Consider the following 25197-nt stretch of genomic DNA (forward strand, 5'->3'; position numbering starts at 1 on the left):
CATGCTCGTCAAATTGCTGCTGCTGGCCACCTTGTTTGCCGTGCTCAGCATCGCTGCCCTGTACAGCTACGGGCGCTTCGCCGAACGCTCGCTGGGCGCGCCGGGAACGGCCTTGCCCGTGGCGACGGATGCCACCCTGCTCGACCGCGTGCTGGCGCCGCAGCTGGCGCAACGCCCGGGCCACAGCGGCACGGCCCTGATCGACGACAACCTGGAAGCGTTTGCCCTGCGCGCCCTGAGCGCGCGCGAAGCGGGCCGCAGCATCGACCTGCAATACTACATCTGGCATAACGACGTCACGGGACGCCTGCTGGTGCGCGAACTGCTGCGCGCGGCTGACCGCGGCGTGCGCGTGCGCGTGCTGCTCGACGACATCAACGCGCGGGGCCAGGACGCCGCCATCCTCGCGCTCGACAGCCATCCGCTGATCGACGTGCGCATCTTCAATCCAAGCCGCAACCGCGACGGCATCTGGTGGCGCGCCGTGGAAATGGCCTTGCGCGCCGTCAGCCTGAACCGGCGCATGCACAACAAGGCCTGGATCGTCGACGGCAGGGTGGCCCTCGTCGGCGGGCGCAATATCGGCGATGAATATTTTGATGCCGCCGAGCAAGTCAATTTCCAGGATGCCGACTTGCTGCTGGTGGGACCCGCCGTGCAGCAGACGAGCGACATCTTCGACCGCTTCTGGAACAGCCGCGCCGTCCTCCCCATCGGCGCCTTGCACGCCGGCAAGGACGCGGGCGCGCCGGAACTGCAGGCTGTGCGCGCCCGCCTCGATACGCTCACGGGCGAAGTGGGCGCTTCCCCCTACCTCCAGCAGCTGACCGATGCGGGCCAGCTGCAAGCCCACCTCGATGGCCGGCTGCGCCTGCACTGGAGCGGGCAAGTGCAGGTGCTGTCGGACCCGCCGGAAAAAGCCGCGCCCGTGGCCAGTTTGCAGCGCAGCGAGCACTGGCTCATGCACAGCCTGCTGCCGCTGCTGACGGACGCGCGCGAGGAAGCGCTGCTGACCTCGCCCTACTTCGTGCCCGGCGCGGCGCTGAGCACGATGCTGGCCGACAAGGTCGCGGCCGGCGTCCAGGTCCAGGTGCTGACCAACTCGCTGGCCGCCACCGATGTGGCCCTCGTGCATGCGGGCTATGCGCGCTACCGCCAGGCGCTGCTCGATGGCGGCGTCGCCCTGTTTGAATTGAAGACCCAGCACCGCAAGCGCATCAGTCTGATGGGGTCGAGCCGCGCCAGCCTGCATACCAAGGCCGTGGTGGTCGACGGCCAGCGGGGCTTCGTCGGTTCCTTCAACCTCGATCCCCGCTCGGCCCAGCTGAATACGGAAATGGGCGTGCTGTTCGACGATACCGCGCTGGCGGCCGACATGCGCGCGCTGTTCCTGCATTCGACGGCGAGCGACACCAGCTATCGATTGTTCCTCGACAACGGCGCCCTGCGCTGGTCCGACGCCACCGAGCAGCCCGCCAAAGTGTGGACGCACGATCCGGAGTCCGGCTTCTGGCGCCGCCTGCTGGTGTCCGTGATGCGCTGGCTGCCGATCGAATCGCAGCTGTAGGTGTATAAAAAAAACCCCGCGCGGCCGGTACCACGCGGGGTTTTCTTCTCGTGCTGCGCGGCACCACCACGCAACACGCTTTACGACAAAACGCTTATTTTTTCTCGGCTTCCGCTTTCTTCGCCTCGGCGGCAGCCAGTTTCGCTTCTTTCTTCGCGGCAGCGGCAGCAGCCTTCGCTTCTTTCTTGGCAGCGGCAGCTTCCTTCTTCGCTTCGGCAGCCGTTTTCACGGGAGCGGCATCGGCCGCTGCAGCGGCAGGCGCGGCGGCAGCTTCTTTCTTGGCGGCAGCGGCGGCAGCCTTGGCTTCTTTCTTCGCGGCAGCAGCTTCTTTTTTCGCTTCAGCGGCTGTCTTGGCTGGCGCCGCAGCGGTGTCGGTCGCAGCAGCTGGCTTCGGTGCGGCTTCTTTCGCTGCAACTTCCTTCACAGCAGCTTCCTTTTTTACCGGGGCAGCTTTCGCCGCCGGAGCGGGTGCCGCCGGCGCGCCGGACTTGGCCTGGCCATTCACTTGCAAGCCCGCTTCCGACAACTTCACGGAACTTTTCGGACCGATGCCCTTCACGCGGCTTTCAAAATCGGCCCAATCCTTGAAGGCGCCGCCCTTGGCACGCTCGTCGATGATGGCTTTCGACGTGACGGGGCCGATGCCCTTGACGCTGTCGAGTGCCGCCTGGTCCGCCTTGTTGACATCGACCTGGGCAAAGGCAAAGCCCATCGTCGCGATCAAGGTGGCGATGGCCAGCAGTATTTTTTTGAACATGGGTATCTCTCCGTGGTGTGGTTTCAAGATGACTCGAACGCAAGGGAAGAGCAGCGCCTTAACGGCTTTAACGGCTGTAGCGTGATACGGTTGACAAGACGGGACGGCGGAAGGATGGGAAAACCTGCGCCAGATCAAACGCTCCGGCGCAGGTGGTACAGCATGGTTACTGGGAGAACAGCTCGTCGCGGGTGACAGTGGCCGTGCCCAGCTTGCCGACGACGATGCCGCCGGCCCGGTTGGCCGTGCGCACGGCGTCGCCCAGGCCCATGCCGGCGCCCAGCATGGCCGCCATGGTGGCGATCACCGTGTCGCCGGCGCCCGAGACGTCGAACACTTCGCGCGCATCGGTGGGCATGTGCAGCACCTCGTCGGCCGTGTACAAGCTCATGCCTTCTTCGGAACGGGTCAGCAGCAAGGCGTCCAGGCCCAGCTGCGCGCGCATCTGCTGCGCGCGTTCCGTGAGCTGCTCTTCCGTGCTCCAGTTGCCGATCACGCGGCGCAGTTCCGACTTGTTCGGAGTGAGCACTGACGCTCCCGTATAGCGGCTGAAATCATCGCCTTTCGGGTCGACCATGACGATTTTTCCGGCCGCCCGTGCCGCCTTGATCATCTCGGCCACGTTCACCAGGCTGCCCTTGGCGTAGTCCGACAGGATCACCACGTCGTAGTGCGGCAAGAGGGCATTGAATTGCTTGAGCTTGTCGCGCAGCACCGTATCACTCGGTGCATCCTCGAAGTCGATGCGCAGCATCTGCTGCTGGCGGCCGATCACGCGCAGCTTGATGATGGTGGAAATGGCCGCATCGCGCTGCAGATAGCTGTGGATGCCGCCGCCTTCGAGCAGGCGCTCGACCTGGCTGCCGGCCTCGTCGTCGCCCACCACGCCCAGCAAGCTCGTCTTCGCTCCCAGCGCGGCCGCGTTGCGCGCCACGTTGGCCGCGCCGCCCAGGCGCTCTTCGCGCTTCTCGATGCGCACGATGGGCACGGGCGCTTCCGGCGAAATACGGCTGACATCGCCGAACCAGTAGCGGTCCAGCATCACATCGCCCACCACCAGCAGGCGTACCTGGGCCAGCGCGGCCGGCGCCGTCAAGGCGACTACCTCCTGGGCGCTCATGCGCGCGTCAGGATCGAGCGACCGATCCCGTGGTATTCGATGCCGTTCTCGGCCATGACGGCCGGCTCGAACAGATTGCGTCCGTCAAAGATCACTGCCTGCTTCAGGCGCGCCTTGACCTGCTCGAAGTCGGGGCTGCGGAAGGCTTTCCACTCGGTCACGATGACCAGCGCATCGGCGTCCTGCAGCGCATCCTTCGGACTGTCGGCAAAGCGCACCCTGGCCAATTGCTCCGGCGTCAAGTCCAGTTGCAGCACGCGGCGCGCCTCGGCCATGGCGACGGGGTCGTACACGGCCACCGTGGCGCCGCGTCCCAGCAAGTCGGCCAGCAGCACGCGGGCCGATGCTTCGCGCATGTCGTCCGTATTCGGCTTGAAGGCCAGGCCCCACACGGCGAAATGCCGGCCCGTCAGATCTTCGCCGAAGCGAGTGACCACTTTGCGTCCCAGCACCTGCTTCTGCTGGTCGTTGACGGCTTCGACGGCGCGCAGGATCAGCAATTCCTGGCCGTGGCCGCGTGCCGTGCGCTCGAGCGCCTGCACGTCTTTCGGGAAGCAGGAACCGCCATAGCCGCAGCCCGCATACAGGAAGCTGTGGCCGATGCGCGGGTCGGAACCGATGCCGTGGCGCACGGCTTCGATATCGACGCCCACCTTGTCGGCCAGGTTCGCCAGTTCATTCATGAACGAGATGCGCGTGGCCAGCATGGCGTTGGCCGCATATTTCGTGAATTCGGCCGAGCGTACATCCATCCAGTAGGTGCGTTCGTGGTTGCGGTTGAACGGCGCGTACAGGCTTTTCAGCAATTCGCGCGCGCGTTCGCCGTCCGGCGTGGCGTCGACGCCGATGACGATGCGGTCGGGGCGCATGAAGTCTTCGACGGCCGCGCCTTCCTTGAGGAATTCCGGGTTCGATGCCACCGAGAACGTGGCGGCCACGCCGCGCGCGTCGAGTTCGCCCTGGATGGCGGCGCGCACTTTTTCGGCCGTGCCGACGGGCACGGTCGACTTGTCGACGATGACCTTGAAGTCCGTCATGTACTTGCCGATGCCGCGCGCGGCGGCCAGCACGTATTGCAGGTCGGCCGAGCCGTCTTCATCGGGCGGCGTGCCGACGGCGATGAATTGCATCGCGCCGTGCGCGGCGGCCGCTTCGACGTCGGTGGAAAAGGTCATGCGTCCGGCGGCGCGGTTGCGCGCCACGACTTCTTCCAGGCCCGGTTCATGGATGGGGATGCCGCCGCTGTTGAGCAAGGCTACCTTCTGTGCGTCCAGGTCGAGGCAAAAGACGTCGTTGCCCAGCTCCGCCAGGCAGGCGCCGGTCACGAGGCCAACATAGCCGGTGCCGATAATAGTGATTTTCATGGATGTACCGTATGGATAAAAAGCAGGTCTTACATAGAAGTACACGCCACATTGCTCAGGGCAAGGTGACGTGTACGAATCAGTTCATGACGTTAAGTTCTTCTGTGCGGCGCGGTGGATACGTTTCCCACTTGTTGCAGCCAGGGCAGTGCCAATAGAACTGGCGTGCCTTGAAGCCGCAGTGGCTGCACTGGTAGCGGGCCAGCTTCTGCGTGTAGCCGTGCACGAGGTTTTTCACCATCGACAGCTCGGACCAGATGGCGGCCGGGGCGTCCATCATGCGCGCTTCCAGCAGTTTGTCGAGGCCCAGCAGGGTCGGCGTGCGGCGCAGCTCGGCGCTGACCAGCTGCTTCGCCGCTTCCACGCCGTCGAGCTCGATAACGGCCTTGAAGACGACTTCGATCAGGTCGATCGACGATGCTTCTTCCAGGTAGGAACGCAGCAGGTTGACGCCTTCCTGTGCACGGCCCAGCTTGGTGTAGCCATCCATCAGGCGCTGCGCGACCAGGGCCACGTGCGGCACGCTTTGCTGTTCCACGCGGCGCCAGGTGGTCAGCGCGCCTTCCACGTCGCCGCGCGCCAGCAGCACGTCGCCCGTCAGGATGGTGGCGCGCACGCTCTTGCGGTCCGTCTGCAAGGCTTTTTCCAGCAGCGGCATGGCGTCGTCCGGCTTCATGTGCACGAGGGCGTCATGCGCCAGTTCGCAATAGAACTGGGCGATTTCCTTCTGGCGCGCGCCGGCGCCCGATTCCTGCAAGCCCACGGCCGCTTCGATGGCGCGTGGCCATTCCTTTTCGCGCTGGTAGATTTCCAGCAGCGCGCGGCGCGCCTGGGCCGCATATTGCGTGTCGACCAGGCTGTTGAAGGTTTCTTCGGCGCGGTCCAGCAGACCTGCTTTCAGGTAATCCATGCCCAGCTCGTAGGCGGCGTGGCCCTGCTGTTCCAGCGGCAAGTCCGGACGGGCCAGCAAGTTCTGGTGCACGCGAATGGCGCGCTCCGTTTCGCCGCGGCGGCGGAACAGGTTGCCCAGCGCAAAGTGCATATCGGCCGATTCCGGGTCCAGCTTGACGACTTCGATGAAGGCGTCGATGGCCTTGTCATGCTGCTCGTTGAGCAGGAAATTCAAGCCCTTGAAGTAATTGCGCGGCAGGCTGCGCGATTCCGACACCAGTTGATGAATGTCCACGCGCGCGGCGATCCAGCCCAGCGCGAAAAACATCGGGATACCCAAGAGCCACCAGAGTTCAAAATCCATGCGATTGTTTTTATTCGAGTAAGAGAGATAGGAGCGACGGCGCCGCTTACTGCGCGCTCACGCTGTCCGGTTGCGGCTGGACATTGCTGGCCACGCCAACGGTCTGCAGCGCGGCAATGGTGGTCTTTTGCTTGTTCGCTTCGCGGCGGTGACGGAACACGGTCGGCGTCAGCGCCAGTACGCCCAGGCTGGCGCCGGCGACAAAAAAGCCCAGCAGCATCAGGACCAGGGGGCCGCGAATTTCATAATTGAGGAAAACATGCAGGTCGACAACCTGCGCATTCTTCAGCGCAAAACTGAAGAACAGGACGAAAAGAACACAGCCAACGATGGTGGAGATGATTTTCATCGATAGGTCCAGAGTGAACAAAAAAATGCCCGTACCACATGGCACAAACGTAGAGTGCTGATCAAACCGTAGCGAGCGGCAGCGATTTGTGGCCGAGAAGCGCAACCGTACTGAAGTACGGTGAGCATCGCCGGCCGCAAAGCGCGACGCGCAGTAGGTTTGAGCAGTGCTCTACAGCATATTAACAAAAAAAAGCGGCATCCAAGGACGCCGCTCTTTATGTCGCCTTCCAGCAGACGATTAATCCTCGATGATCGGTTGCCCGACCATCGCGTCCACCCGCTCGCGCAACTGTTTGCCCGGTTTGAAGTGGGGTACCCGTTTTTCAGGAACCATCACCTTGTCGCCGGATTTCGGGTTGCGGCCGATGCGCGGGGGCCTGCTGTTCAGGGCAAAACTGCCAAAACCGCGGATCTCGATACGCTGACCGGTCGCCAGGGCGTTGGTCATCGCATCGAGAATGGTCTTGACGGCATACTCCGCATCCTTCGCCACCAGCTGAGAATAACGCTCAGCGAGGCGGTTGATCAGCTCGGACTTTGTCATCTGCCGTATCCGCAGTCTTAGTTCTTGTTATCGAACTTAGCTTTCAACAAGGCGCCCAGGCTGGTGGTGCCCGAAGCTGCGTTGTTGTCGGTAGCTGCCATCTTCTGCATGGCTTCCTGGGTTTCAACGTTGTCTTTCGCTTTGATCGACAGTTGGATACCACGGGCTTTGCGGTCGATGTTCAACACCATCGCTTCGACGGTGTCGCCGACTTTCAGGTGCGTACCAGCATCTTCAACGCGGTCGCGCGAGATTTCGGAAGCGCGCAGGTAGCCTTCAACTTCTTCGGACAGTTGGATCACGGCGCCTTTAGGCTCAACCGATTTAACGGTACCGGTGACCAGCGAGCCTTTGTCGTTCATGGCTGCGAAGTTGTTGAATGGGTCACCTTCCAGTTGCTTGACGCCCAGGGAAACGCGCTCGCGCTCAACGTCGATGGCCAGAACGATGGCTTCCAGTTCGTCACCTTTCTTGAAGCGACGCACGGCTTCTTCGCCGGTTTCGGTCCAGGACAGGTCGGACAGGTGCACCAGACCGTCGATGTTGCCGGCCAGGCCGATGAACACGCCGAAGTCGGTGATCGATTTGATCGCGCCGCGGACTTTGTCACCTTTCTTATGGGTAACACCGAAGTCATCCCATGGATTGGCTTTGCACTGTTTCATGCCCAGCGAGATACGACGACGCTCTTCGTCGATTTCCAGAACCATCACTTCTACTTCGTCGCCCAGTTGGACAACCTTGTTAGGAGCAACGTTTTTGTTCGTCCAGTCCATTTCGGAAACGTGTACCAGACCTTCGATACCCTGTTCCACTTCAACGAACGCGCCGTAGTCGGTCAGGTTCGTTACTTTACCGAACAGACGGGTGCTTTGTGGGTAACGACGGGACAGACCGGTCCAAGGATCGTCGCCCAGTTGTTTCACACCCAGCGAAACACGGTTTTTCTCTTGATCGTATTTCAGGACCTTGGCGGTGATTTCCTGGCCAACCGTCAGTACTTCCGACGGGTGACGTACACGGCGCCATGCCAGGTCGGTGATGTGCAGCAGGCCATCGATACCGCCCAGATCCACGAACGCGCCGTAGTCGGTGATATTTTTGACGACGCCGGTCACGACCGTGCCTTCTTTCAGCGTTTCCATCAGTTTCTGACGCTCTTCGCCCATCGAAGCTTCGATGACGGCGCGGCGGGACAGAACCACGTTGTTACGCTTGCGATCGAGCTTGATCACTTTGAATTCGAGGGTTTTGCCTTCGAATGGGGTGGTGTCTTTGACAGGACGGGTATCAACCAGCGAGCCCGGCAGGAATGCGCGGATGCCGTTGGTCAACACGGTCAGACCGCCTTTGACTTTACCATTGACGGTACCGACGACGATCTCGCCCGATTCCATCGCTTTTTCCAGAGCCAGCCACGAAGCCAGACGCTTGGCTTTATCGCGCGACAGGATGGTATCGCCGAAACCGTTTTCCAGCGATTCGATCGCCACGGAAACGAAGTCACCAACTTTGACTTCCAGTTCGCCGTGGTCGTTCTTGAATTCTTCGACAGGGATGAATGCTTCGGATTTGAGGCCAGCGTTCACGATCACGAAATTGTGGTCGAGGCGCACGACTTCAGCGGAAATAACTTCGCCGGAGCGCATATCTTGACGCGACAACGATTCCTCGAAGAGCGCAGCAAAACTTTCCATACCGGTAGATTCGTTAGTTGTAACAGTAGACATAGGGTTCACACAGGTTATCCAGCAGAGATCGCACGATGCGACTTAAACTGGGTTAGGTTTTTGACACACCCGGACAGGCCAGGAGCCGTCAACGGGCACCACATAGCATAGAAATCACACTATTTTGCTGCAGCTGCATACCATTTCAACACGGTTTCAACGGCATCATCTGCCGTCATTGCCGACGTATCGAGGACATGCGCCCCTTCCGCGGGGACCAGCGGCGCAATCGCACGGTGAGTATCACGTTCGTCCCGCGCCTGCAAATCCATCAGAAGGTCTTCCATATTAGCAGAAAAACCCTTGTCTATCAATTGCTTGTAGCGCCGTTGCGCGCGCGCCTCGACGCTGGCCGTGAGGAAGACCTTCAATTGGGCATGCGGGAAGATCACCGTGCCCATGTCGCGCCCGTCGGCCACCAGGCCCGGCGTCTTGCGAAAACCCAGCTGCAAGCTGACCAGGGCATGGCGCACAGTTGGCAATACGGCAATTTTCGACGCCGTGTTGCCCACCTCTTCGGCACGGATCTGCTCGGTGACGTTTTCCTGCGCCAGCAGGATCTCGCCATTGGCGAAGTGGCAAGGCAAGTGCTCGGCCAGCTTGGCCAGCGCGTGCTCGTCGCGCAAGTCCGTGCCGCGGCGCAGCGCGCTCAAGGCCGTCAGGCGGTACAGCGCGCCCGAATCCAGGTAATGAAAGCCCAGCTTGTCGGCCACGCGGTGCGCCACCGTGCCTTTGCCGGAAGCGGTGGGGCCGTCGATGGCGATGACTGGGATGGTGGATGTTGGCATTATTTTGTCACTTTAAAAAAACTAAACCCAAAAGGGCTGGGGTCAGACCCCCGCTTGCATCAACGCCTGAACTGGCGTTGCAGGTGGAGAGAGCCTGACCCCGGATTTCGGTTAAATAAGAGTATCTTTGGCAATCCCCGCGAAGGCGGCGAAATACTCGGGGAAGGTCTTGGCCACGCATTTCGGGTCGTTGATGCGCATCTCGTTGCCGCGGCGGGCGGCGCCGTCCAGCGAAGCGAGCGAGAAGCACATGGCCATGCGGTGGTCGTCATACGTGTCGATGGTCGCTGCCTGGATTTCGGCCGGCGGCGTCACGCGCAGGTAGTCCGCGCCCTCCTCCACTTCGGCGCCGAGTTTACGCAATTCCGTCGCCATGGCGGCCAGGCGGTCCGTTTCCTTCACTCGCCAGCTGGCGATATTGCGCAAGGTCGAGGTGCCGTCCGCGTACAGGGCCGCCACGGCGATCGTCATGGCCGCGTCGGGAATATGGTTAAAGTCCATGTCGACGGCTTTCAGCACGCCGTTCGAACGCGCCTCGATCCAGTTCTCGCCCATGGTGATGGTCGCGCCCATCTGCTGCAAGGCTTCGACGAAACGCACGTCGCCCTGGATGCTGTCGCGTCCCACGCCTTCCACCCGCACGGGACCGCCGCCGATGGCGCCGGCCGCCAGAAAATACGAGGCCGACGAGGCATCGCCTTCCACGTGGATCGTGCCCGGGCTTTGATACTGCTGGCCCGGCTGCACGGTGAACGACTGCCAGCCGTCATGCTCGACGGTCACGCCGAAACGGCGCATCAGGTTCAGGGTGATCTCGATATACGGCTTCGAAATCAGCTCGCCCGTGACATCGATGGTCACGGCATGGTCGCGCGCCATCAGCGGCGCCACCATCAGCAAGGCCGTCAGGAACTGGCTCGACACGTTGCCGCGCACGGCGATGCGTTGTGCGTGGATGTGGCCGCGGCGGATGCGCAGCGGCGGGAAGCCCTGCTCGCCCGTGTACTCGATCTGCGTGCCGACGGCATTCAGCGCGTCGACCAGGTCGCCGATCGGGCGCTCGTGCATGCGCGACACGCCGTGCAAGGTGTAGTCGCCGCCGATCACGGCCAGCGCCGCCGTCAGCGGGCGGATCGCCGTGCCGGCGTTCCCCATGAACAGGTCCGCCTCGTGGTGCGGGAACACGCCGCCGCAGCCTTCCACGTGGTGCACCTGGTGGGCCGTGGCCGGGTCGCCCGTCAATTCATCCTGCGTCCATTTGACGCCCAGCGACGTCAGGGCAGTCAGCATGACGAAGGTGTCGTCGGAGGCGAGCAGGTCGATGATCTTCGTCGTGCCCTTGGCCAGCGCGGCCAGCAGCAGCACGCGGTTGGAAATGCTTTTCGAGCCGGGCAAGCGCACCGTGCCTTCGGCGTGCATCACCGGCTTCAGATCGATATGGTGGGGATAGTGCTTGGTCTGGGTCATGCTGGAATCCTTGAGTATTTATCGTGGGGGCGCGGCCGGTATTTCCGCCGTTTCGATCGCCTCGATCCATTGCTGGCGCGCGTGCTGGGCGTTCGCATACACGCCCTCGATGGCGGCGCCGTCGTGCGCGGCCAGATGGGCGCGCAAGGTCGTCAACTGCGCCAGGTAGGCGTCCAGTTCATGCAGCAGCGCCGGCTGGTTGGCCAGGCTGATGTCGCGCCACATTTCCGGCGATGAGCCGGCGATGCGCGTGAAGTCGCGAAAGCCGCTGGCCGCGTATTGGAACAGCAGGCCCGCGTGCGGTTTCTTGGCGATGTCGTCGACCAGCGCAAAGGCCAGCAAATGCGGCAGATGGCTGACGGCGGCAAACACCTTGTCATGTTCTTCGGGGCTCAAGGTGTGCAGGATGGCGCCGCAGGCGCGCCACGCGGCCGCCACGCGTTCCACGTCGGCGGCGCTATTTTCCACCAGCGGCGTGAGCACCACTTTCTTGCCTTGATACAGGTCGATGATGGCCGCATCGGGGCCATTCGTCTCGCGTCCCGCGATCGGGTGGCCGGGCACGAATTGCGCCACCTTGCCACCGAGCGCTACGCGCGCGGCCGCCACCACGTCGCTTTTCGTGCTGCCCGCGTCGGTGACGATGGTGCCGGGCTGCAGGTGCGGCGCGATGGACGCCAGGATGGCGCCCGTCTGCGCCACGGGCGCGGCGACCAGCACCAGGTCGGCGCCAAGCAAGGCAGCAGCCATGTCGCCGCCGATCTCGTCGATGATGCCCAGCTCCAACGCGCGCGCCATCGAGGCCGGCGAGCGGCCCATGCCGACCACCGTGCCGACCGCGCCCGCATGTTTCAAGGCGCGCGCGAACGAACCGCCAATCAGGCCCACGCCAAAGATGACTACCTTGTTCAGTGCAGGCGTCATCATATCGTCAGGCCAGCGCTTTCGTCAGCGCGGCGATGAGGATGGCATTTTCCTGCGGCAGGCCGATGGAAATGCGCAGCCATTGCGGCAAGCCATAGCTGCCGACCGGACGCACGATCACGCCCTGCTTGAGCAATGCCAGGTTCACGCGCGCGCCCGCTTCGTCATCGTCACCCACCCTCACCAGCACGAAATTGCCGTGCGACGGCACGTATTCCAGGCCCAGGGCATCAAACGCTTGCGTGAACTGCTGGTAGCCGGCCGCGTTGTTGCGCGCGCTTTGCTCGAGGAATGCCTTGTCGTTCAGGGCGGCGATCGCGGCGGCCTGCGCCAGCGAGTTGACGTTGAACGGCTGGCGGATGCGGTTCATCAGGTCCGTCAGCACCGGCTGGGCGATGGCAAAGCCGATGCGCAAGCCGGCCAGGCCATACGCCTTCGACAAGGTGCGCGACACCACCAGGTTCGGATACTGGCGAACCCAGGCCGTCGACTCGTACTGGTCGTCGGCCGACAGGAATTCGTTGTAGGCTTCGTCGAGCACGACGACGACGTGCGCCGGCACTTTTTGCAGGAAGGCTTCCAGCTGCGCGGCCGACAGAAAGGTGCCGGTCGGGTTGTTCGGGTTGGCGATGAAGACCAGACGCGTGTCATCGGCAATCGCCGCAGCCATCGCGTCGAGGTCATGGCCGTAGGCTTGCGCCGGCACGACGATGTGGCGCGCGCCCAGGCCTTGCGTGGCCAGCGCGTACACGGCAAACGAGTACTGCGAGTAGACGACGGATTGGCCATGCTGCACGAAGGCGTGCGCGGCGATTTCCAGGATGTCGTTGCTGCCGTTGCCCAGGGTGATCCAGTCGGCCGGCACGTCGTAGCGCTTCGACAGCACGGCTTTCAAGTCGAAGCCGTTGGCGTCCGGGTAGCGGCCCAGGTCATCGATGGCGGCGATCATCGCCTGCTTCGCCGATTCCGGCATGCCGTACGGGTTTTCATTCGACGCCAGCTTGACGATGGCTGCCTCGTCGAGGCCGAATTCGCGCGCAACTTCCGCGATCGGTTTGCCGCTCTGATAAGGGGCGATGGCGCGGACGTATTCTGGACCGATATTTTTAGACATGGTGTTCTTTAAAAGTTGGTGAATGATTAGGCTGGTGGCTGTTGTTGGGTTACGCTGCGCTAACCCAAGCTACGGCTTACCGTGGTTGTTTGTTGGGTTACGCTGCGCTAACCCAACCTACAGCTTACCGTAGGTCGGATTAGCGCAGCGTAATCCGACACCAGTCAACGAAGTCACAAACTGACCGGATACGACCCCAGCACCTTGAAAAACGCCGCATTGCTCTGCAGCTCGGCCAGCGCCTGGGCGACGGCCGCGTCGTGCACGTGGCCCTCCACGTCGACATAGAAATAATACTCCCAGCTGCCCATGCGCGCCGGGCGCGACTCGAAGCGCGTCATCGACACGCCGTGCCTGGCCAGGGGCGCCAGCAGCTGGTACACGGCGCCCGCCTTGTTCGGCACGGCCAGCACCAGCGAGGTCTGGTCCTTGCCCGATGGCGCCGTCTGCAAGGTGCCCACGACGGCAAAGCGCGTGCGGTTGTGCGGATCGTCCTGGATATGGCCCTTGACCACGCCCAGCTTGTACTGCGCGCCGGCCAGTTCGCTGGCAATCGCCGCCACCGTGCCGTCTTCGCCGGCCATGCGGGCCGCCTCGGCATTCGAGGCCACGGCGCGGCGCTCGATATGCGGGTAGTTCTGGTTCAGCCACACCTGACACTGCGCCAGCGCCTGCGAATGGGCGCAGATGGACGTGACGCCATCCATGCTGCCGCTCTTCGTCATCAGGCTGTGGTGCACGGCGATCGCCACCTCGCCGCTGATGATGAGACTGGTCTGCAGCATCATGTCGAGCGTGCGGTTGACGGCGCCTTCCGAGGAATTTTCGATCGGCACGACGCCGAAGTCCGCCGTTCCCGCCTCGGCGGAACGGAATACTTCATCGATGGACGCGCACGGCAAGCCTTCGACGGCGCTGCCGAACTGCTGATACACGGCCTGTTCGCTGAAGGTGCCGGCCGGGCCAAGGTAGGCCACGGTCACGCGCTTTTCCAGCGAGCGGCAGGACGACATGATTTCGCGGAAGATGGTCTGCACTTCGCGGTTGCCCATGGGGCCGGGATTACGCTCGGCCACGCCGCGCAGCACCTGCGCTTCGCGCTCGGGACGGAATACGGGCGCCTGCGTCTCGGCCTTCACGTGGCCCACCTGCTGGGCGATTTGCGCGCGGCGGTTCAGCAGTTCGAGGATTTGCGCGTCGATCGCATCGATCTGTTCGCGCAGCGGTTTCAATTTATCGGTCATGGATGGTTTGTTTCGTCAGCTGTACTTCAATCATGGCCGCGCGGCCTGCGCCGGCGGCGGGCCGGCGCGGTCGGTTAAGCGACTCAGCGTCCGGCAAACTCGTTCAGATAATTCACCAGGGCTTGCACGCCCTCGATCGGCATCGCGTTATAGATCGATGCACGCATGCCGCCGACGGACTTGTGGCCCTTCAGTTGCAGCAGGCCGCGCTGCTTGGCGCCGGCCAGGAATGCGTCGTTCAGACTTTCATCGCGCAGATAGAACGGGATGGTCATGCGCGAACGGTATGCGGGGTCGACCCGATTCTGGTAGAAGTCGTCCGCGTCGAGCGCCGCGTACAGCAGCGCCGCTTTCTCAATATTACGCTGTTCCATGGCTGCAACGCCACCCTGGCGTTTGAGCCACTGGAAAACCAGGCCGGCGATATAGATGCCGTAGGTGGGCGGCGTGTTGTACATCGACTCATGTTCGGCCACGATGGTCCAGTCGAACGCCGACGGGCAGATCGGCAGCGCCTTGCCCAGCAAGTCTTCGCGCACGATGACCAGGGTCAGGCCGGCCGGGCCGATATTTTTCTGCGCGCCGCCGAAGATCACGCCGTATTGCGACACGTCGATCACGCGCGACAAAATGTGCGAGGACATGTCGGCCACGATGGTGGTGCCTGGCGGCACGCTTGGCGCCTGCTGGAACTCCACGCCGTCGATGGTTTCATTGGTGCAGAGGTGCAGGTAGGCGGCGCCTGGCGTCAGCTTCCATTCGGCGACGGGCGGCACGCCAGTGAAACGGGCAGCCTTCGAGGACGCGGCCACGTTCACATTGGCATACTTGGCCGCTTCCTGGATCGACTTGCCCGACCACGAGCCCGTGTGCACGAAGTCGACGGTGGCCGGCTGCTGCGCGGCCAGGCCCACCAGGTTCATCGGGATGATGGCGTTCTCACCCAGGCCGCCGCCCTGCAGGAACAGGATTTTGTAGTTCTCGGGCACGGCCAGCAGCTCGCGCAGGTCGGCCACGGCCTGCTTGTAAATAGAGATGAATTCGGGACCACGGTGGCTCATTTCCATCACCGACATGCCGCTGCCGTGCCAGTCCTGCATCTCGGCGGCCGCTTGCGCCAGCACTTCCTTGGGCAGAACGGCGGGGCCGGCGGAGAAGTTGTAAATAGGGCTTAAGGCTTGATGGGTCACGATACAGTCCTTGGCGAAAATGAGAATTATTGGGGCGATTGCGTGGCCGCCCGCATGACCTGATCAAGCACGGCGTTCACGCGGGGGATCAGCACGCGCTGGCTGATGGCCATCGATTCGGCCGACAGCTGCGGCATGGTGGCCAGCATCTTGCGGCCCAGCGGCGTCTTGTAGAAGGCCGTCAGCTGCTCGACTTCCGGCACCGTGTAAAAACGCGCATACAGGGGCACCATTTCGTCGCCCAGCTCGTCGATCAGGGTCGGGTCGGCCAGTACCTGCGTCAGGGTGGCGATGGCCAGGGGGATTTCTTCCTCGGCGCTGGCCAGCGCGCGCGCCTTGCGCTGCTCGTCCAGTTTCGGGTTGCTGTTGATTTGCTGCTGCGCCGACTGGCGGATCATGGCGGGCACCGATTGCAGCATCTGGTCGAAGATGCTGCGCGTCAGTTGCGGGAACTGCATCGCGTCGAGCATGCGCCGCACGGCCACTTTCATGGCGGGGCTTGGCGCCGCCTGGCGGGCGGGCGTGGCTTGCGTGCTCTGGGCCAGGGCCGGCAGGGTCGCAAGGAAGGCCAGCGAAAACGCGGCGAAGAAGGTGGCAACGATTTTTCTCATGGCATGCGGGATGTTGAATGACTGGTAAAAGGGCACTGCCGGATGCATGTCGGCTTACGCCCGACGGGCTAAGCCGACCTACGAAATTCTGCTGGCAGCACCACGAAAAGACGCGCCAATAGCAATTGGGGCTCCCGAAAGAGCCCCAATCATCTTACTCCGGCTGGGCCGGGTCGACAGGATCGGCTGGTTCGGCCGCTGCCGGTGCGGCATCCGTGCCCGCCTCCGTCGTCAGCTCGACTTCGTCGATATCCGTTTCCACCACGCGCTGCAGGCCGGACAGCTTGGTGCCGTCTTCCACGGCGATCAGGGTCACGCCCTGCGTCGCGCGGCCCATCTCGCGGATTTCCGACACGCGGGTGCGGATCAAGACGCCGCCGGTGGTGATCAGCATGATTTCATCGCTGGCATCGACCAGGGTCGCGGCAACCACTTTACCGTTGCGCTCGCTGGTCTGGATGGCGATCATGCCTTTCGTGCCACGGCCATGACGCGTGTATTCGGTGATCGGCGTACGCTTGCCGTAACCGTTTTCCGTGGCCGTCAGCACCGACTGCTGCTCGTTCTCGGCCACCAGCAGGGCGATCACGTGCTGGCCTTCTTCCAGGTTCATGCCGCGCACGCCGCGCGCCGTGCGGCCCATCGGACGCACATCGTTTTCGTCGAAGCGCACTGCCTTGCCCGAATCGGAGAACAGCATCACGTCGTGCTGGCCGTCGGTCAGCGCCGCGCCGATCAGGAAGTCGCCGTCGTCCAGGTCGACCGCGATGATGCCGGCCTTGCGTGGATTGCTGAAGTCCTTCAGCGGCGTCTTCTTGACGGTGCCCAGACTGGTCGACATGAACACGTAATGGTCTTCCGGGAACGTGCGGTTCTCGCCCGACAGCGGCAGGATCACGGTGATCTTTTCGTTGTCCTGCAGCGGGAACATGTTGACGATCGGCTTGCCGCGCGAGTTGCGCGAGCCTTGCGGCACTTCCCACACCTTCAGCCAGTACATGCGGCCGCGATCCGAGAAGCACAGGATGTAGTCGTGCGTGTTGGCGATGAACAGCTGGTCGATCCAGTCTTCCTCTTTCGTCGCCATGGCCTGCTTGCCGCGTCCGCCGCGCTTCTGCGCGCGGTATTCGGTGATCGGCTGGGCCTTCATGTAGCCGGTGTGCGACAGGGTCACGACCATGTCCTGCGGCGTGATCAGGTCTTCCGTTTCCAGGTCGGTCGCGTTCAACTCGATCTGCGAGCGGCGCACGTCCTTGTTGCCGGCGCCGTATTCGTTCTTCGCCAGGGTCATTTCATCGGTAATGATGACGGTGACGCGTTCCGGCTTGGCCAGGATGTCGAGCAAGTCGGCGATATGTTCCATCACGTCCTTGTACTCGTTGACGATCTTGTCCTGCTCCAGGCCGGTCAGGCGCTGCAGGCGCATCTGCAGAATTTCCTGCGCCTGGTCGTCCGACAGCTTGTACAGGCCATCCGTCTGCATGCCGTAGTGCTTCGGCAGGTTTTCCGGACGGTAGGCATCGACGCCGCCCGGCGTCGTGCCGTCGCCCGTACGGGCCAGCATTTCGCGCACGACGGACGAATCCCAGGCCTTGGCCATCAGCTCGACCTTGGCGATCGGCGGCGTCGGCGCGGCCTTGATGATGGCGATGAAGTCATCGATGTTGGCCAGCGCGACCGCCAGGCCTTCGAGCACGTGACCGCGTTCGCGCGCCTTGCGCAGTTCGAACACGGTGCGGCGCGTGACCACTTCGCGGCGGTGCGACAGGAAGCATTGCAGCATCTGCTTGAGGTTCAGCAGCTTCGGCTGACCATCGACCAGGGCCACCATGTTCATGCCGAAGGTGTCTTGCAACTGGGTCTGCTTGTACAGATTGTTCAGCACCACTTCCGGCACTTCGCCCCGCTTCAGCTCGATCACCACGCGCATGCCCGACTTGTCGGATTCGTCGCGGATGTCGGAAATGCCGTCGAGCTTCTTGTCGCGCACGTTTTCAGCGATGCGTTCCAGCAAGGATTTCTTGTTGACCTGGAAGGGCAGCTCGTCGACGATAATGGCGATGCGGCCGCCATCCTTGCCGTATTCCTCGAAGTGGGTCTTGGCGCGCATGACAACGCGGCCGCGGCCCGTGCGATAGCCGTCGCGCACGCCGGACACGCCATAGATGATGCCGGCCGTCGGGAAGTCCGGCGCCGGGATCAGCTCGATCAATTCATCGATCGTGCAATCGGGGTTGCGCAGCACGTGCAGCGCGCCGTCGATGACTTCGGTGATGTTGTGTGGCGGAATGTTCGTCGCCATGCCGACGGCAATACCGGACGAGCCATTGATCAGCAGGTTCGGGATACGCGTCGGCAAGACCGTCGGTTCCTTTTCCTTGCCGTCGTAGTTGGGCTGGAAGTCGACGGTGTCCTTGTCGATATCAGCCAGCAGCTCGCCGGCGATCTTGTCGAGGCGGCACTCGGTGTAACGCATCGCCGCGGCGCCGTCGCCGTCGACGGAACCGAAGTTGCCCTGGCCATCGACGAGCATGTAGCGCAGCGAGAAATCCTGCGCCATGCGCACCAGTGTGTCGTAGATCGAGGCATCGCCGTGGGGATGGTATTTACCCATGGTTTCGCCGACCACGCGGGCGCACTTGACGTAAGGGCGGTTCCACACGTTATTCATTTCATGCATCGCGAACAAGACGCGGCGGTGCACTGGCTTCAAGCCATCGCGCGCATCGGGCAAGGCGCGACCGACGATCACGCTCATGGCGTAATCGAGGTAGCTCTTGCGCATCTCTTCTTCGAGGGAAATAGGAATTGTTTCTTTTGCGAATTGATCCATTGGCGGTTCGACTGATCTCAGGCTGTGGTTAACTTATCTGTTACGCAATGTATGACGCAATACTGCATATCCTGGGTGGCTGTCGTCGTGGACGCCGCGCCGCGCGCTGCTGGCGTGGCCCGGCTTCCATGTCGCAGAGTGCCAAAACAAATCGGCGGGCTGGCGGCAAGGCCAGTACGGGTACCGCAAGGGTACGTGCTGGCCATGCAGTGCCGCCGTGGGCATTTGCCCGGCACTCTTAACAGTCAAGCGCACGATTTTAGCATGCGCGCCCAGCTACCTGTACAAATTGGCCAGACCAGCAACATTGGCGGTTTGCACCGGGGTCGTGCATGTTGCTCTGCCGATAATGCACAACGGCAATGTCAGTTCAAGACACCTGCCCTTAAAAGTGGCAAGAAAAGCGATCAATTGTTACAGATGCGTTACAAATGGGCATTTTCGTTGCGCAAAAACAACGCACGGTCTAAAATCGGGCAAGCTTTGATTTAACCACGGTCGTGCGCCCCTGATGCGTGTGGCAAAATGACTGGGAAGTTAATTGCTAGTTTCGCAATCTGAAACGAGCGCATATGGTCTACATGATAAAATCTTGGCACGTAGCACCAGTAGCGCAGTGTTGTTCTGCGGATATCACCCCCCGAAAGGAAAAAAGAATGAATAAATTTGTAACGCTGTTTTTCGCTGCATCCGCAGTGATTGCTGGCTCGGCTTCGGCCCAAACCCCAACCTCCCCACCATTCGCGCCAGTTACCACTGACATCCAAGCACCAAGCCCAAAAAGCGCTTACGTGCAAGATGCCCGCGGCGTGATCGTGCGTGACCCATTCGGCCTGTGCTGGCGCACCGGCTACTGGACACCTGCTGACGCAGTGCCAGGTTGCGACGTACCACTGTGCGTAGAGCCAGAAACCCTGCAAGACGGCAAATGCGTAGCACCTCCAGCGCCAGTCGTACCTGCACCAGCACCAGCACCAGTCGTGCCAGTGCCAGTCGTCGTTGCTCCTACCTCGGAAAAAGTCAGCTTCGCCGCTGATGCATTCTTCGATTTCGACAAAGCTACGCTGAAGCCAGAAGGCAAAGCCAAGCTGGACGAGCTGACCGCACAACTGGGCGGCATCAACCTGGAAGTCATCATCGCTGTGGGTCACACCGACTCCGTCGGCACCGATGCTTACAACCAAAAACTGTCGGTACGTCGTGCTGATGCTGTCAAAGCCTACCTGGTTACCAAAGGCGTTGAAAGCAACCGCGTGTACACCGAAGGCAAAGGCGAAAAACAACCTGTTGCTGATAACAAAACTGCCGAAGGCCGTGCGAAAAACCGTCGCGTGGAAATCGAAGTTGTTGGTACCCGCAACAAGTAATAGCTGCCCCCTCGACTCGGCGCAAATCATCGCGCAAGTCAAGAACAGCTGAAAAACCCCGCCACGGCGGGGTTTTTTTTCGTCCGTGGCTGCCCAATTGTAAAATTGCCGCTATTATTCGACCTATGAACGCCGACCCTCTCGAAATCCAAAAATTCAGTGAGCTGGCCCACCGCTGGTGGGACCCCACTTCCGAGTTTCGTCCCCTGCACGAAATTAATCCCCTGCGCCTGGAATGGATCAACGCGAAAGTGCCGCTGGCCGGCAAACGCGTGATCGACATCGGCTGCGGCGGCGGCATCCTGGCCGAATCGATGGCCCGCAAGGGCGCCGACGTGACGGGCATCGACCTGTCCGACAAGGCATTGAAAGTGGCCGACCTGCACAGCCTGGAATCCGGTGCCAAGGTACGCTACAAGCTGATCGCCGCCGAAGCCATGGCCGCGGAAGAGCCGGGCCAGTACGACGTCGTGACGTGCATGGAAATGCTCGAGCACGTGCCGGACCCCGCCGCCATCGTCAAGGCTTGCGCCACCCTGGTGAAACCGGGCGGCCACGTTTTTCTGTCGACCCTGAACCGCAACCCGAAAGCGTATCTGTTCGCCATCCTGGGTGCCGAATACCTGCTGCGTCTGCTGCCGAAAGGCACGCACGACTATGACAAATTCATCACCCCGGCCGAACTGTCGCAATACCTGCGCAGCGCCGGCCTGGACGTCAACAGCATGCGCGGCATGGGCTACAATCCGCTGACCAAGATTTACTCACTTAATAGCGATACCAGCGTCAATTATCTGGTGGCCTGCACCCGGCCGCTGTAACCATCACGCACAATACAAGGCGGCTGCGGCCGCCATTTTTCATTCCTACTTGACACACTTTGCCCGCCATGATCACTGACCATCTGCCAGCCCCGCGCGCCATCCTGTTCGACCTCGACGGCACCCTGGCCGACACCGCGCCCGACCTGGCAGCGGCCATCAACCTGCTGCGCGCGCGCGCCGGCCTGGCGCCGACTCCGTATGACATCCTGCGCCCCACGGCCTCGGCGGGCGCGCGCGGCATGATAGGCGCATCGTATGGCATCCAACCGGGCGAAAGCGGCTACGAAGCCCTGAAAGACGGTTTCCTGAACAATTACGAAGCGGCCCTGGCCGTGGAAAGCCGTTTATTCGACGGCATCCCCGCCATGCTGGAAGGCTTGAGCGCCTTGGGCCTGGCCTGGGGCGTGGTCACCAACAAGGCCGCCCGCTTCACCGACCCGCTGGTGGGCCAGATCGGCCTGGGCGGCGCCGGCTGCGTGATCTCGGGCGACACCATGGCGTACCCGAAACCGCACCCCGCCCCCCTGCTCGAAGCGGCCCGCCGCCTGGAGCTGGCGCCGGAAGACTGCTGGTACGTGGGCGACGACCTGCGCGACATCCAGGCCGGCCGCGCCGCCGGCATGCGCACGGTCGCCTGCGCCTGGGGCTATTGCGGCCCCGTCGAGCCGCAGCACTGGAACGCCGACCATTTGCTCGATACGCCGCAAGCGTTGCTCGAGCTGGTGACTGGCGTGGTGAAGGCGGCGCAGGAGCGGCAGCTGGCGGCTTAATGGCTTGAAACTGCATCTGCCTGGCCTTCTATCCATTACTGCGAATGCATCATGCAAGAGTGTGAAGATTGCGCTACAATGAAGGTTCTGTGGGGACGACCTGGTTTCGACGTGGGTTGCAAAGCAGTGCAGGGCATACCGAGGGCGGGCTACCTCGTAAATACAACCTGAAAAAACTTAACTGCAAACGATAACTCGTACGCACTGGCAGCTTAATCGCTGTTAGCTCTAGAACACCTCGTCCCTGGGGTGGGCCGTCAAAAGCTCTAGAGTCATTTACAGGGACTCGTCGTATGCTGGGTTACTTAGCGTCCGACTAAATAATAGGTAACTCGCTTGCCCATAACGTGCACATCCGTGCTGGCTGAGTTAAATTAAATGATAGTGCTAAGTATGTAGAACTGTCTGTGGAGTGCTTGCGGACGCGGGTTCGATTCCCGCCGTCTCCACCACTGAATTCTTTAGAATCAAGTAGTTAGCAAGAAGAAGGCTGCCATTATTTGGGTTGTTTTTGGGCTGTTTTAGCCTGGGAATGACAACAAAATGACAGCCTTTTTTTCTGTGTACACGCCTCGTACCCTGATCTGGCATCGGCACGTTAACAATACCTCACCACGCACATAAGAAACAACGCTCGCCTTCGCTATCCCATGTCAGCGGGGCGGCGAAGTAAGTTCATTCGCTGACTTAGTGAGCAAAGAGTCAATTCGATGTTACCAGGCCAGACGATTCCGACGCTCAAGCGCCGACACTCAACAGTCCGAGTATGTCGTCCAAGTCTGCCGGCTTGACCAAATGATGATCGAAACCCACGGCCTTAGTCTGCATCCGAGTGACGTCATCACTCCACGCAGTAAGGGCAATCATTTTGATGTGCTGGAAGCGAGACGCCTGCCGGAGGGTGGAGGCGACCTCCAAGCCGTTCACACCAGGCATTCCCAAATCAAGGAAGACCACATCAGGGATAAAACTATCGGCCGTCTGCAGTGCCTCGGCGCCGCCATATACCGGGACAGCCTCATGGCCACACATCACAAGAAATTCCGCGACAAGATCGGCGGCATCACGATTGTCATCAACAATCATGATTCGCAAGGGGTAGAGTTGGTTTGCCATACAGCACCTGCCGTTCGTTCTGATGCATCCAAATGTAAGGACACATATTGAGCCGGCAAGTTCAAGGCGGCTGAAATTTTGAACAGTCAGGGGTGAGGACTGAGGATAAGATTGCCTGATTGAGATTATACATAACTTTCAGAAAAACATGCAAAAAATGAAATAATGTCATTGGTTTCCACTGGACCAAAACGCATATTAGTTGCTGACTGTAGTGTGCTTTTCAATTTCAAAAAATGCTCTAAAATACAAATTCGAAATTGACTACCCAACATCTTTCATAGCGGAGGCGTAAATGGGAAATGACCAAAAATTGCAACATGGTGACTATGAGTACCAGATAGTTGCCTACAGGAAAGTGAACGGCATGTATCAGGGCATGGTCCTCTTAACCGCTCATGCAGGGATTCAGTATTCCCCTATTGTTGAAATCCCAACGCCAAGTGTATTTAAATCGGAGCATGCGGCACGGATCGAAGCTTCTGCGTTAGCATGTCAGCTCATAGAAACAGGCGGAGTGGTTGCACTTGTGCCATAAGATGGCAAATCCACTTCCTGGCCGAAGGAGTCTCAACCGACTCTCTAACGTCAGTTTCTCGTGATGTTAGTACTTCTAGATATAAAGCGAGAGATGAAAAAATGAATATTGTTTTTTTATCCCCAGACCCCGCGAACGAACGCAGAATTGACGCTCTTTCCGAGTCGATCGTCAATTCAGCCATCGATATGGAAGAACGATTAGGATCTCTACATGCCATCCTCTACATGCGTCGCCATAACATTGACATGTCCGTGGCGGTAAGGGTGGTTTTAAGGCGCGCCGAAAGGAGAAACAACATAGCTTGGTCAACCTGTGAACCTGGCGGCTTCGCTGATTTTGAGGCCAGATCGAATGTTGCACACTGCACAGCCAGAGCCGTAGTCCAGAGCGGCAATCAAGACTGACATTTGGACACGACCTCTGCTTTTATAGAACTGGCGTGGTGAAATTTGCACTGCGTTGAAGCACAAAGCTGTTAAGCTTTTGTCCGATTGTCTGACCGGCCCCTAGCTCGCAAGCGCCCAGCGCGTGTTCATTTTTTCACACGCGGCGGAAGCGGATCAGCTACAGCTATTAGGCGTTCTGCTGGATACTGCTGGAACAAATCCTCTTGGCTCACAAGGGAACCATCGAGCCAGCCGTGATACTGGTCCGGGTCGAGGATCATCACCATCCGCTTTTCATCGTCCGGCTTGTGGAAACGCTGCATGAGCGGGTGGCCATCGGCGTTTATCGTCAGCATCGAGAACGACAGCAGGAAGTCTTGCGGCCGGAATTCCCATATCCCGGCGATGGCGGCCGGCATGCCATCGGCGCGCTCGATGCGCCAGCGGACCGGCTTCCCTGTTTCGTAGCAGGGTTCAAAGAAATTATCTGCAGGAATAATGCAAAACTGTTTGCGCTTCCATGCATTGCGGAAGGATGGTTTCTGCGCCACGGTTTCGGTGCGGGCGTTGTAGGTCTGGCGCGCCAGCTTCATATCGGCCCAATGGGGCACCATCCCGAAACATGCCGGCGTGACTTCCAGCTCACCGGGCACGTCGTGCGACGCTCGAATGATCGGCGCCATGTAGCCTGGCCAGGCTTCCGGCGGCAGGTCAAATTGAGGGGAACGGACAGCAAAATGCTGTTCGATTTGATCGCTACGGCTGGGGGTATAGTCGGCGCACATGCAAATTATTCTACCTGCCTTCCGGCATTGGCGGCGGCTCCGTCCCGACAAAACACAGCCAGGACTGCGCATAGTCGCAAAATTGCATATCTTTCTTGCTGCGCTCAAACCCTGACAAGACCATGCGCCCGTCCCGATACCAGAGCAAATTCACATCGAAAAGTGTGTCAACGTATTTGCCGCTATCCCCGTAAGTGAAGCGGGCCAGCTTTACCAAACGGTGCAAGCCCTGGTCTGTCGTTTCCACGACTTCCAATGTGCCAGACCGGGCCGAGTGGTAGCGATCATTCAACCTTCGCTTGGGCACCTCCACTCCATCAAGGCGCATCTTTAACATTTTAACAATCATTGTGACACCCAAGTAAAATACTGTACATACATACAGTATATCAAGAGTTCTTGAGGTCGCAATACTTGGCAATGATGCGACGGCGTGAAGATGAATGATCCTCAGAATAGAGACGCCCATACATAGCCCATAACCGTGCCAGGACGCCGCGCAGCGCGAAAACAACACTACCCCCACGTCGCAACACCACCAGCACGAAA

At 60.8% G+C, this 25197-nt stretch carries 23 protein-coding genes and 1 other RNA gene; 6 read left to right on the forward strand and 18 right to left on the reverse strand.

Translation table 11 applies throughout. The features are described from left to right. Position 1: 1 nt before the first annotated feature. The gene (locus OX462_RS21245; RefSeq protein WP_409027001.1) at positions 2-1567 is read left to right on the forward strand and encodes a phospholipase D family protein; all 1566 of its coding nucleotides are present in this window, start codon (positions 2-4) and stop codon (positions 1565-1567) included. A 94-nt stretch (positions 1568-1661) separates the two neighbouring features. Here OX462_RS21245 and OX462_RS21250 read toward each other — a convergent pair whose 3' ends face one another. The 15 genes from OX462_RS21250 to gyrA all read right to left on the reverse strand — a co-directional run bounded on the left by OX462_RS21250 (position 1662) and on the right by gyrA (position 18859). Next, complete coding sequence (locus OX462_RS21250; protein ID WP_070313774.1) at positions 1662-2324, reverse strand: ComEA family DNA-binding protein; 663 nt, start codon at positions 2322-2324, stop codon at positions 1662-1664. A 166-nt stretch (positions 2325-2490) separates the two neighbouring features. Then, complete coding sequence (rfaE1, locus tag OX462_RS21255) at positions 2491-3444, reverse strand: D-glycero-beta-D-manno-heptose-7-phosphate kinase (RefSeq protein ID WP_070219403.1); 954 nt, start codon at positions 3442-3444, stop codon at positions 2491-2493. After that, a complete protein-coding gene (locus OX462_RS21260) occupies positions 3441-4808 on the reverse strand; it encodes a UDP-glucose dehydrogenase family protein (RefSeq protein ID WP_409027002.1) in 1368 nt (455 codons plus the stop codon). The genes rfaE1 and OX462_RS21260 overlap by 4 nt, the downstream gene beginning before the upstream one ends. A 79-nt stretch (positions 4809-4887) precedes the next feature. Then, positions 4888-6063 carry a lipopolysaccharide assembly protein LapB gene (lapB, locus tag OX462_RS21265; protein ID WP_070219401.1) on the reverse strand — a complete coding sequence of 392 codons (1176 nt, stop codon included), beginning with the start codon at positions 6061-6063 and terminating at the stop codon, positions 4888-4890. Positions 6064-6109: 46 nt separating this feature from the next. Then, positions 6110-6412, reverse strand: coding sequence for a LapA family protein (locus OX462_RS21270; protein WP_029496228.1), 303 nt, complete (start codon positions 6410-6412; stop codon positions 6110-6112). A gap of 240 nt (positions 6413-6652) precedes the next feature. Continuing rightward, positions 6653-6958, reverse strand: coding sequence for an integration host factor subunit beta (locus OX462_RS21275; protein ID WP_008446215.1), 306 nt, complete (start codon positions 6956-6958; stop codon positions 6653-6655). Between the two features lie 17 nt (positions 6959-6975). Further along, complete coding sequence (gene rpsA / locus OX462_RS21280) at positions 6976-8688, reverse strand: 30S ribosomal protein S1 (RefSeq protein ID WP_071650172.1); 1713 nt, start codon at positions 8686-8688, stop codon at positions 6976-6978. 119 nt (positions 8689-8807) lie between these two features. Further along, positions 8808-9476, reverse strand: coding sequence for a (d)CMP kinase (gene cmk / locus OX462_RS21285; protein WP_070219400.1), 669 nt, complete (start codon positions 9474-9476; stop codon positions 8808-8810). A gap of 111 nt (positions 9477-9587) precedes the next feature. Next, positions 9588-10943 carry a 3-phosphoshikimate 1-carboxyvinyltransferase gene (gene aroA, locus OX462_RS21290; RefSeq protein ID WP_034751802.1) on the reverse strand — a complete coding sequence of 452 codons (1356 nt, stop codon included), beginning with the start codon at positions 10941-10943 and terminating at the stop codon, positions 9588-9590. Positions 10944-10961: 18 nt separating this feature from the next. Beyond that, the gene (locus OX462_RS21295; protein WP_409027003.1) at positions 10962-11870 is read right to left on the reverse strand and encodes a prephenate dehydrogenase; all 909 of its coding nucleotides are present in this window, start codon (positions 11868-11870) and stop codon (positions 10962-10964) included. A gap of 4 nt (positions 11871-11874) precedes the next feature. Further along, positions 11875-12981: a histidinol-phosphate transaminase gene (hisC, locus tag OX462_RS21300; protein WP_409027004.1), complete on the reverse strand. Its 1107-nt coding sequence runs from the start codon at positions 12979-12981 to the stop codon at positions 11875-11877. A 173-nt stretch (positions 12982-13154) separates the two neighbouring features. After that, positions 13155-14225, reverse strand: a complete 1071-nt coding sequence (gene pheA, locus OX462_RS21305; RefSeq protein ID WP_409027005.1) for a prephenate dehydratase — start codon at positions 14223-14225, stop codon at positions 13155-13157. Positions 14226-14308: 83 nt separating this feature from the next. Further along, complete coding sequence (gene serC / locus OX462_RS21310) at positions 14309-15415, reverse strand: 3-phosphoserine/phosphohydroxythreonine transaminase (protein ID WP_409027006.1); 1107 nt, start codon at positions 15413-15415, stop codon at positions 14309-14311. A gap of 26 nt (positions 15416-15441) precedes the next feature. Continuing rightward, the gene (locus tag OX462_RS21315) at positions 15442-16026 is read right to left on the reverse strand and encodes a DUF2059 domain-containing protein (protein ID WP_070219422.1); all 585 of its coding nucleotides are present in this window, start codon (positions 16024-16026) and stop codon (positions 15442-15444) included. A 154-nt stretch (positions 16027-16180) separates the two neighbouring features. After that, complete coding sequence (gene gyrA, locus OX462_RS21320; RefSeq protein ID WP_230503859.1) at positions 16181-18859, reverse strand: DNA gyrase subunit A; 2679 nt, start codon at positions 18857-18859, stop codon at positions 16181-16183. Between the two features lie 656 nt (positions 18860-19515). Between gyrA and ompA the strand changes: the two genes are divergently transcribed. The 4 genes from ompA (at position 19516) to ssrA (ending at position 22272) form a co-directional block, all read left to right on the forward strand. Beyond that, entirely contained in the window at positions 19516-20226 is a 711-nt protein-coding gene (gene ompA / locus OX462_RS21325) for an outer membrane protein OmpA (RefSeq protein ID WP_070219395.1), read from the forward strand. Positions 20227-20351: 125 nt separating this feature from the next. Then, on the forward strand, positions 20352-21047 hold the full coding sequence (ubiG, locus tag OX462_RS21330) for a bifunctional 2-polyprenyl-6-hydroxyphenol methylase/3-demethylubiquinol 3-O-methyltransferase UbiG (protein ID WP_070219394.1): 696 nt from the start codon (positions 20352-20354) through the stop codon (positions 21045-21047). Between the two features lie 68 nt (positions 21048-21115). Continuing rightward, complete coding sequence (locus OX462_RS21335; protein ID WP_409027007.1) at positions 21116-21820, forward strand: HAD family hydrolase; 705 nt, start codon at positions 21116-21118, stop codon at positions 21818-21820. A gap of 91 nt (positions 21821-21911) precedes the next feature. Continuing rightward, positions 21912-22272, forward strand: a transfer-messenger RNA (tmRNA) gene (ssrA, locus tag OX462_RS21340). A 286-nt stretch (positions 22273-22558) separates the two neighbouring features. On the opposite strand, the gene OX462_RS21345 is transcribed toward ssrA, so the two are convergent. Continuing rightward, a complete protein-coding gene (locus tag OX462_RS21345; RefSeq protein WP_070219393.1) occupies positions 22559-22936 on the reverse strand; it encodes a response regulator in 378 nt (125 codons plus the stop codon). Between the two features lie 295 nt (positions 22937-23231). On the opposite strand from OX462_RS21345, the gene OX462_RS21350 reads away from it, so the two are divergent. After that, entirely contained in the window at positions 23232-23474 is a 243-nt protein-coding gene (locus OX462_RS21350; protein WP_139143671.1) for a hypothetical protein, read from the forward strand. Positions 23475-24009: 535 nt separating this feature from the next. On the opposite strand, the gene OX462_RS21355 is transcribed toward OX462_RS21350, so the two are convergent. After that, positions 24010-24648 (reverse strand): SOS response-associated peptidase, encoded by a 639-nt coding sequence (locus tag OX462_RS21355; protein WP_100429111.1) that lies wholly within the window; start codon positions 24646-24648, stop codon positions 24010-24012. A gap of 10 nt (positions 24649-24658) precedes the next feature. Beyond that, positions 24659-24985, reverse strand: a complete 327-nt coding sequence (locus tag OX462_RS21360; RefSeq protein WP_100429110.1) for a hypothetical protein — start codon at positions 24983-24985, stop codon at positions 24659-24661. Between the last annotated feature and the right edge of the window lie 212 nt (positions 24986-25197).

This window comes from Janthinobacterium aestuarii (genome assembly GCF_046113285.1).
Lineage (GTDB): Bacteria > Pseudomonadota > Gammaproteobacteria > Burkholderiales > Burkholderiaceae_D > Janthinobacterium.

Bases quoted from the DNA above. Each gene is read 5' to 3' on its own strand.
- OX462_RS21245 (WP_409027001.1), top strand. From the start codon at position 2: ATGCTCGTCAAATTGCTGCTGCTGGCCACCTTGTTTGCCGTGCTCAGC.
- OX462_RS21250 (WP_070313774.1), bottom strand. From the start codon at position 2,324: ATGTTCAAAAAAATACTGCTGGCCATCGCCACCTTGATCGCGACGATG.
- rfaE1 (WP_070219403.1), bottom strand. From the start codon at position 3,444: ATGAGCGCCCAGGAGGTAGTCGCCTTGACGGCGCCGGCCGCGCTGGCC.
- OX462_RS21260 (WP_409027002.1), bottom strand. From the start codon at position 4,808: ATGAAAATCACTATTATCGGCACCGGCTATGTTGGCCTCGTGACCGGC.
- lapB (WP_070219401.1), bottom strand. From the start codon at position 6,063: ATGGATTTTGAACTCTGGTGGCTCTTGGGTATCCCGATGTTTTTCGCG.
- OX462_RS21270 (WP_029496228.1), bottom strand. From the start codon at position 6,412: ATGAAAATCATCTCCACCATCGTTGGCTGTGTTCTTTTCGTCCTGTTC.
- OX462_RS21275 (WP_008446215.1), bottom strand. From the start codon at position 6,958: ATGACAAAGTCCGAGCTGATCAACCGCCTCGCTGAGCGTTATTCTCAG.
- rpsA (WP_071650172.1), bottom strand. From the start codon at position 8,688: ATGTCTACTGTTACAACTAACGAATCTACCGGTATGGAAAGTTTTGCT.
- cmk (WP_070219400.1), bottom strand. From the start codon at position 9,476: ATGCCAACATCCACCATCCCAGTCATCGCCATCGACGGCCCCACCGCT.
- aroA (WP_034751802.1), bottom strand. From the start codon at position 10,943: ATGACCCAGACCAAGCACTATCCCCACCATATCGATCTGAAGCCGGTG.
- OX462_RS21295 (WP_409027003.1), bottom strand. From the start codon at position 11,870: ATGATGACGCCTGCACTGAACAAGGTAGTCATCTTTGGCGTGGGCCTG.
- hisC (WP_409027004.1), bottom strand. From the start codon at position 12,981: ATGTCTAAAAATATCGGTCCAGAATACGTCCGCGCCATCGCCCCTTAT.
- pheA (WP_409027005.1), bottom strand. From the start codon at position 14,225: ATGACCGATAAATTGAAACCGCTGCGCGAACAGATCGATGCGATCGAC.
- OX462_RS21315 (WP_070219422.1), bottom strand. From the start codon at position 16,026: ATGAGAAAAATCGTTGCCACCTTCTTCGCCGCGTTTTCGCTGGCCTTC.
- gyrA (WP_230503859.1), bottom strand. From the start codon at position 18,859: ATGGATCAATTCGCAAAAGAAACAATTCCTATTTCCCTCGAAGAAGAG.
- ompA (WP_070219395.1), top strand. From the start codon at position 19,516: ATGAATAAATTTGTAACGCTGTTTTTCGCTGCATCCGCAGTGATTGCT.
- ubiG (WP_070219394.1), top strand. From the start codon at position 20,352: ATGAACGCCGACCCTCTCGAAATCCAAAAATTCAGTGAGCTGGCCCAC.
- OX462_RS21335 (WP_409027007.1), top strand. From the start codon at position 21,116: ATGATCACTGACCATCTGCCAGCCCCGCGCGCCATCCTGTTCGACCTC.
- OX462_RS21345 (WP_070219393.1), bottom strand. From the start codon at position 22,936: ATGGCAAACCAACTCTACCCCTTGCGAATCATGATTGTTGATGACAAT.
- OX462_RS21350 (WP_139143671.1), top strand. From the start codon at position 23,232: ATGGGAAATGACCAAAAATTGCAACATGGTGACTATGAGTACCAGATA.
- OX462_RS21355 (WP_100429111.1), bottom strand. From the start codon at position 24,648: ATGTGCGCCGACTATACCCCCAGCCGTAGCGATCAAATCGAACAGCAT.
- OX462_RS21360 (WP_100429110.1), bottom strand. From the start codon at position 24,985: ATGTTAAAGATGCGCCTTGATGGAGTGGAGGTGCCCAAGCGAAGGTTG.